Source organism: Pedobacter sp. (assembly GCF_040513095.1).
Lineage (GTDB): Bacteria > Bacteroidota > Bacteroidia > Sphingobacteriales > Sphingobacteriaceae > Pedobacter.
In genome coordinates, this window is record NZ_JBEVDX010000046.1 from 117,580 (window position 1) to 124,611 (window position 7,032).

The 7,032-nt window shown below is 43.5% G+C and carries 4 protein-coding genes and 1 rRNA gene; 1 reads left to right on the forward strand and 4 read right to left on the reverse strand.

Going from position 1 to position 7,032, the window contains the following annotated elements; genetic code table 11:
• Positions 1–18: 18 nt before the first annotated feature.
• Positions 19–1,533 (reverse strand): glycerol kinase GlpK, encoded by a 1,515-nt coding sequence (gene glpK, locus ABWY16_RS07055; RefSeq protein WP_353903941.1) that lies wholly within the window; start codon positions 1,531–1,533, stop codon positions 19–21.
• A gap of 51 nt (positions 1,534–1,584) precedes the next feature.
• Positions 1,585–3,177 (reverse strand): glycerol-3-phosphate dehydrogenase/oxidase, encoded by a 1,593-nt coding sequence (locus ABWY16_RS07060; RefSeq protein ID WP_353903942.1) that lies wholly within the window; start codon positions 3,175–3,177, stop codon positions 1,585–1,587.
• Between the two features lie 287 nt (positions 3,178–3,464).
• Between ABWY16_RS07060 and ABWY16_RS07065 the strand changes: the two genes are divergently transcribed.
• Positions 3,465–4,235: a DeoR/GlpR family DNA-binding transcription regulator gene (locus tag ABWY16_RS07065; RefSeq protein WP_353903943.1), complete on the forward strand. Its 771-nt coding sequence runs from the start codon at positions 3,465–3,467 to the stop codon at positions 4,233–4,235.
• Between the two features lie 66 nt (positions 4,236–4,301).
• Here ABWY16_RS07065 and galB read toward each other — a convergent pair whose 3' ends face one another.
• Both galB and rrf read right to left on the reverse strand, forming a co-directional pair.
• Positions 4,302–6,704, reverse strand: coding sequence for a beta-galactosidase GalB (gene galB / locus ABWY16_RS07070; protein WP_353903944.1), 2,403 nt, complete (start codon positions 6,702–6,704; stop codon positions 4,302–4,304).
• Positions 6,705–6,954: 250 nt separating this feature from the next.
• Positions 6,955–7,032, reverse strand: a 5S ribosomal RNA gene (rrf, locus tag ABWY16_RS21715); the annotation flags it as partial.

Below are 7,032 nucleotides of genomic sequence, written 5' to 3' on the forward strand. Positions count from 1 at the left end.
TCGATTTACGTGAAAAAACTAAACTAATTCAGATTTGGTCAGCTTGTCGCCAGTGGACTGTGCGGCATGAATAGCCTTTTTCCATCCTTTAACGTGCTCCTTAATCTTAGCCTGGTCGCCCGCCGGCTGAAATTCTTTCTCCGCTTTCCATAATTGCTGTATCTCTGCAATGTCTTTCCAGAAACCAACAGCCAGTCCTGCAAGATAAGCAGCACCCAGTGCAGTAGTTTCAGGTACTGTCGGCCTGATTACCTTCACATTGAGCAAATCCGACTGGAACTGCATCAGCAGGTTATTTGCCGTAGCTCCCCCATCAACTCTCAGTTCTTTAATCTCCATTCCGGAATCCGCTTCCATAGCTTTCAGTACATCCATGGTCTGGTAACCAATAGACTCGAGTGCGGCGCGGGCAATATGGCCCGAAGTTGTTCCACGGCTCAAACCAATAATCGTTCCCCTGACATCAGGTTTCCAGTATGGTGCACCAAGACCTGCAAAAGCCGGAACAAAGTATACACCATCGGTATCTTCTACGCTTAAAGCCAGTTTTTCAACATCAGCAGATGTTTTGATGATACCCAGACCATCGCGCAGCCACTGCACAACAGCACCTGCGATAAAAATACTTCCTTCAAATGCATACTGGATTTTGCCGTCTATTTTCCAACCCACAGTGGTCAGCAGATTGTTTTTCGACTCAATAAACTTGTCACCTATATTCATCAGCATGAAACATCCTGTACCATAGGTATTTTTAACCATCGCTTTGTCGATACACATCTGGCCAAAAAGGGCGGCCGACTGGTCTCCTGCGATACCTGCAATAGGAATTTTTGAAGCAAAAATTGTTGTTGCTGTTTCTCCGTAGATCTCACTGGATTGTTTAACCTCAGGAAGCAGACTCTTAGGGATATCCAGGATAGCAAGAAGTTCATCGTCCCACTCCTGGGTAATGATATTGAACAGCATGGTACGGCTGGCATTAGTAATATCTGTTACATGCACATGCCCACGGGTAAATTTCCATACCAGCCAGCTATCCACAGTCCCAAAAGCAAGTTCACCTTTTTCAGCTCTTTCACGTACACCTTCAACATTATCCAGGATCCACCTGATTTTAGTGCCTGAAAAATACGAGTCGATCACCAAACCTGTTTTCGCACGGATCGTATCTTCATGTCCCTGCTCCTTCAGCTCATCACAGAAGTCGGCAGTACGGCGATCCTGCCAGACAATTGCATTATATACCGGTTCACCGGTAGCCCTGTCCCAAACAATGGTAGTTTCACGCTGATTTGTAATTCCTATTGCTTTTATATTAGTTCCGTTGATGCCTAATTTTACAGTAGCTTCTGCGGCCACACTCGCCTGCGTTGACCAGATCTCGTTAGGGTCATGTTCTACCCAACCAGACTGAGGAAATATTTGTTTGAATTCACGTTGCGCTACAGACCTGACCTGGCCTTTATGATCAAAAACAATAGCGCGAGAGCTGGTAGTACCTTGATCCAAGGCTAAAATGAAATCTTCCATAATGTTATATATACTTGGTTGAAAAAAAATAAAATTGTTTAAATTCCTGGATTATGCTGTCAGTGGGTAAGGCTCCAGCAGATATGTTTTCGCGAGTGCGATAAATGTATCTACCTGATTTTTTTCCCATGCTGCATCTTTACCCAGTTCAGCGGCAATCAGCGCAGCTACTTTTGGTGCCACATCAATTGCCATACGTGCATCCAGGAACAAAATCCTTACACGTCGTGCTAAAACATCTTCCAGCGTTCTTGCCATTTCATGTCTTACTGCCCAAATTACTTCGGCAGCTGTATATTCAGCTCTCGGATCAAGTTTCTCTCCCCAGGCTTTTTTCTCATTAGCCAGTGCCAGTAAAGCTTCACGGTCTGTTCCGTACACATATAAATGATTGTTGCGGTCCACATTTGGGGTACTTCCATGAATAGGCAGGTCTTTGGTCTTCACTGGTTTTTTCACCAGTTTACCCACCTCTATAGCTTTATTCACAGTATCTTCAGCCATCTTACGGTAAGTAGTCCATTTTCCGCCTGTGATAGTAATCAGTCCGGAATCCGACACAAAGATCTTATGGCTCCTGGAAATTTCTTTGGTTTTTTCAGATCCGCCCTGTGGGGCAGCCAGAGGACGCAGACCGGCAAACATACTGAGCACATCTTTAGCTGCTGGTGCTTTAACCAGATACTGATCGGCCGTTTTCATAATGAACTGAATCTCTTCCTCCAATGCAAGAGGCTCCAGACTCGATGTTTTTAAAGGCGTATCTGTAGTTCCGATTACCAGTTTATCATGCCATGGCACAGCAAACAGTACACGTCCGTCTGATGTCTTAGGAATCATCAAAGCATCTTCAGCAGGCATGAAGGACATATCCACCACCAGGTGAATTCCCTGACTCGGGCGTAACATCGCTTTGTTTCCCGGTTTATCCATCTGCAGGATGTCATCAGCAAACACACCGGTTGCATTTATAACAGTTTTACCTTTTATAGTATAGCGGGTACCAGTTTCTGTATCAGTAGCAACTACACCTGACACTCTTCCCTGACTATCTTTAGTTAGGTTACTTACTTTAAAATAATTCAGTACTGTAGCTCCCTGCTCAAGAGAAGTCTGTGCAATATTAATGGCAAGCCTTGAATCATCAAACTGTCCGTCATGGTAAACCACCCCTCCGTACAACCCTTTTTGCTGGATGGTAGGCAGTCTGCGGGCAACTTCTTTTTTAGAAATATGTTTAGCCCTGCCAAAGCCCAGTTTCCCGGCCAGCAGGTCGTACATTGTTAAACCGATAGTATAGAATATCCCCCCCCACCATTCGTAGTTGGGGATAATAAAAGATTCATTTTTTACCAGGTGGGCTGCATTTTTAAGCATCAGTCCGCGTTCATGCAGTGCTTCTACTACTAAACCTATATCACCCTGCGCCAGGTATCTTACTCCGCCATGTGCAAGTTTGGTACTCCGGCTGGATGTTCCTTTGGCGAAATCAATCTGTTCAAGTAACAAAGTTTTGTATCCGCGGGATGCTGCATCCAATGCTGTACCTAAACCTGTGGCACCACCGCCAACAATAATCACATCCCACACTTTGTCAGGATCTGATAAACCTTCAATTATTTTATTTCTTGCGTTACTTATCATTTTCGTAAAATTTAGATTTTAGCTTCCGTTTCACTTATCGAAGTTACAAAACAAAACAATTCAAAACAAATTAAAATAATACAAAACATATTTTTGCGAATATTGTCCTAAATTTGAACCGACATGCCACGTATACGTGACTTTAATAAAGAAATGAAAGCAACAATCGAAAGAAAACGAAACAATAAATGAAAATTTAGCATTGTAAGTTGTAAGATTTAGGTCCACCCTTAAAGCATTATTAGTATTTTTGAATCAATAACCAGATATTTTATCCATCAGCAGCAATGAAAAGTATAACCGAAAGACATCGTATTATATTGAAAATTCTAGGGGACAATGAACATGTCAATGTACAGGAACTCAGTTCGGAAATGAAAGTTTCGGAAGTGACCATACGCAAAGACCTTAAACTTCTGGAAGATAAAAATCTGCTGTTCCGCACACATGGGGGTGCTTCGAAAGTGAACCCTTATACAAACGACAAACCCGTTGCCGTAAAAGAACGGCTTAATGCGGAAGAAAAACAGATCATTGCCAGAACAGCTGCCACCATGATTGGCAATAATGATTCCATTATAATCGGCTCAGGAACAAGTATGCTTGCCCTGGCTAGGGCCATCCATCCCGAAGTTCGTCTTACTGTGATCACCTCTGCGCTCAATGTAGCCCTTGAGTTATCCCATCATCTCAATGTGGAAGTACTCCAGCTTGGCGGGCAGCTCAGACAAAATTCATCTTCAGTAATGGGCCCATATGCAGAGCAGATCCTTGCCGACATTTCCTGCGGCATGCTCTTTCTGGGCGTCGACGGCATAGATATGGAGGTTGGTCTAACCACCACAAGTCTAATGGAGGCCCGTTTAAACCAAAAAATGATGGATGCAGCACAGATTACTGTTGTGCTGGCAGACAGTTCAAAGTTTGGGAAAAGAGGACTCGGCAAAATCTGTCAGATTGACCAGATTCAGCACATCATCACTGATAGCGGGATCTCATCAGAACTGGTCAAAATGCTGGAAGAAAAAGGCGTTAGCGTAACTATTGCAAGAAAATAATATGCCTGTATAATGGATCAATAAACGAAACTATCATAGCGGACTTTAATGAGATTGCGCGGTATATCATTTAACATCCACCTGCACAACTCCTGTCTTCAAACCCTTACCACTTACGTTCAGCGTTATCTTCCCCGGCGCTGTACCTGCTTGCACAGTAGCAACCAGCATTCCCTGGAAGGTTTTCATATGTGGCAGGTGGAATAGTTCCAGGCTTGATGCATCACCATTGGCTGTAACTTTGAATTTACCCGCACCACTAACTTTGAAACTCAGTTCATTGGAAGCATCAGGACAAAGATTACCATCTTTGTCAACTACTTTAACTGTTACATAACTAAGGTCTTTACCATCTGCTATGAGTTCTTTCTTGTCGGCCTCCAGAACCAGGTGATCCGGCTTACCGGCAGTATGCACAACTTCTTCGGCAATAGCTTTGCCAGATTGATCATAGGCAACCACCTTTATTGTACCAGCTTCATATTTCACATCATTCCACATCAGGCGATACCTGCTGGTGCTTGAACTGTTATTCTTTAGCTGCCTGCCCATGCTTTTCCCGTTTACAAAAAGCTCTGCTGAAGGATAATTTGTGTATGCAAAAACCGGGGTTACCTGTCCTTCCCTACCCGGGAATGTCCAGTGCGGTAAAATATGCAGTGTAGGTTTATCAGTATTCCATTTGCTGCGATACAGATAATACCGGTCTTTCGGCATACCAGCCAGATCGAGGATACCAAAATAGGAACTGTGCGACGGCCATTTTTCGTCATATGGTGTAGGTTCACCCAGGTAATCAAATCCTGTCCATACGAACTCACCGATTACATACTGCATGTCGTCCTGTTTTACGAATTCATCATCCGGAATCTGGGACCATGTGCAGGATTCGAAATCGTAAGAAGAACTCTGGTTATCACCATAGACTTTGTTCTTAAAGAATTGCACCGGAAACTTGTAAACACCCCTGGAACTAACTGTTGATGCGGTCTCTGTGCCCAATATAAATCCTTGTGGCAGGCGTCTGTTTGCCTCTTCATACCTTGCCGGCTTATAGTTAAATCCCGGAATATCAACTGCCGAAGCAAAGTTATTGTTCAGTGCATTATCAATCCTGTCCATGCCCATTGTTACAGGCCGTGTAGGGTCTTCCCTGTGACAGATATCCTGTAGCAAGGTCACCAGTTTATTTCCATTCACTGCTCCCTGATCAGGCACCTCATTACCAATGCTCCACATGACAACTGAAGGATTGTTCCTGTCACGCTGTACCATATTGACCATATCTTTCTCTGCCCATTCATCAAACAGGTGGCTATAGCCGTTTTTCACTTTCGGACTTTTCCATTCATCAAAAGATTCTACCATCAGCATAAAGCCCATCTCATCGCATAACTTCACAAGTTCAGGCGCAGGCATATTGTGTGAGGTTCTGATCGCATCACAACCCATATCCTTTAACAAAGTTAACTGACGTTTCAAAGCCGCAACATTGATTGCTGCGCCTAATGGGCCAAGATCATGGTGGTTACAAACACCTTTAAATTTTCTGTAGGTACCATTCAGGGAGAAACCTTTTCCCGGTTCAAATTTTATTGTTCGTATACCAAATGTAGTACTGTACTCATCTTTCAATACATCGCCTGCATATAATTTGGAGACCGCAGTATATAAGTTAGGGCTTTCCGGCGACCATAACACAGGTTTATTAACGATCAGTTGTTGCTCAAACTGATCCCCATCTGTAACGGATAAAGAAGAATTGGCGAAACTTACTTTATTTCCTTTGGCATCCTTTATCTCCGTAACTAGGCGCAAAGGCGTTACACCTTCTGAACCTCCCTCAACTTTTGTTTTTAGTGTTACCCTGGCAAATTCTTTATTTACTACAGGAGTTGTAATGTAGCTGCCCCAAACCGGAACATGTATATCATCAGTTACTATCAGATGCACATTTCGGTAGAGGCCGGCTCCCGGGTACCACCTGGATGCTTCAGGGAGATTCTCGAGCCGAACTGCGAGCGTATTATTCAAACCCGGCTTTATAAAAGAAGTGATATCAATTGAAAATGAATTATATCCGTAAGCCCAGTGCCCAGCCTCCTGACCGTTGATGTATACCGTAGGATAACTCATTGCCCCATCAAACAGCAGTACAGCTCGCTGGCCGGGCTTAAAAGAGGCTTCGTTGAGCTTCCTGCTGTACCAGCCTATGCCTACAAATGGCAATCCACCAGTACGGCCTGATTTTAAGCTTTTACCTGTTTCCCCATTCTGAACGATTTGCACGTCCTGCACATCATTATTGCCGCTAAAAGGACCTTTAATTGCCCAGTCATGTGGGACACTAACCGTTTCCCAACTTTTGTCATTGATTCTGACAGCACCATCATGTTTTATATCACCCCTGGTAAATTTCCAGTTATTTTCGAGCAGGTATTCTTTGCGAACCTGAGCGGTTGTTGACATGGAATAAAGAGAGGAAAATATAATAGCAGCAGACATTGCTGTTCTAACAAAATTGGATGGGAGGAAACTTGCCATTGCGGTATCAGAATAAATATTTGGACTGGTAAATGTGCAGCAAGGTATTAAATAAATATAAATCCTGTATACAAATTGTGCAAATATGTAATCTGTACGATAGCGGATAGATATTTGATTAAAAACCCAGTTAAACCAGAAAAGCCTCTCAGTTTCCTGAAAGGCTTTCTTTAAGATTTGGCACCGACCTACTCTCCCACGTGTTACCGCAGTACCATCGGCTCTGGTGGGCTTAACTTCTCTGTTCGGAATG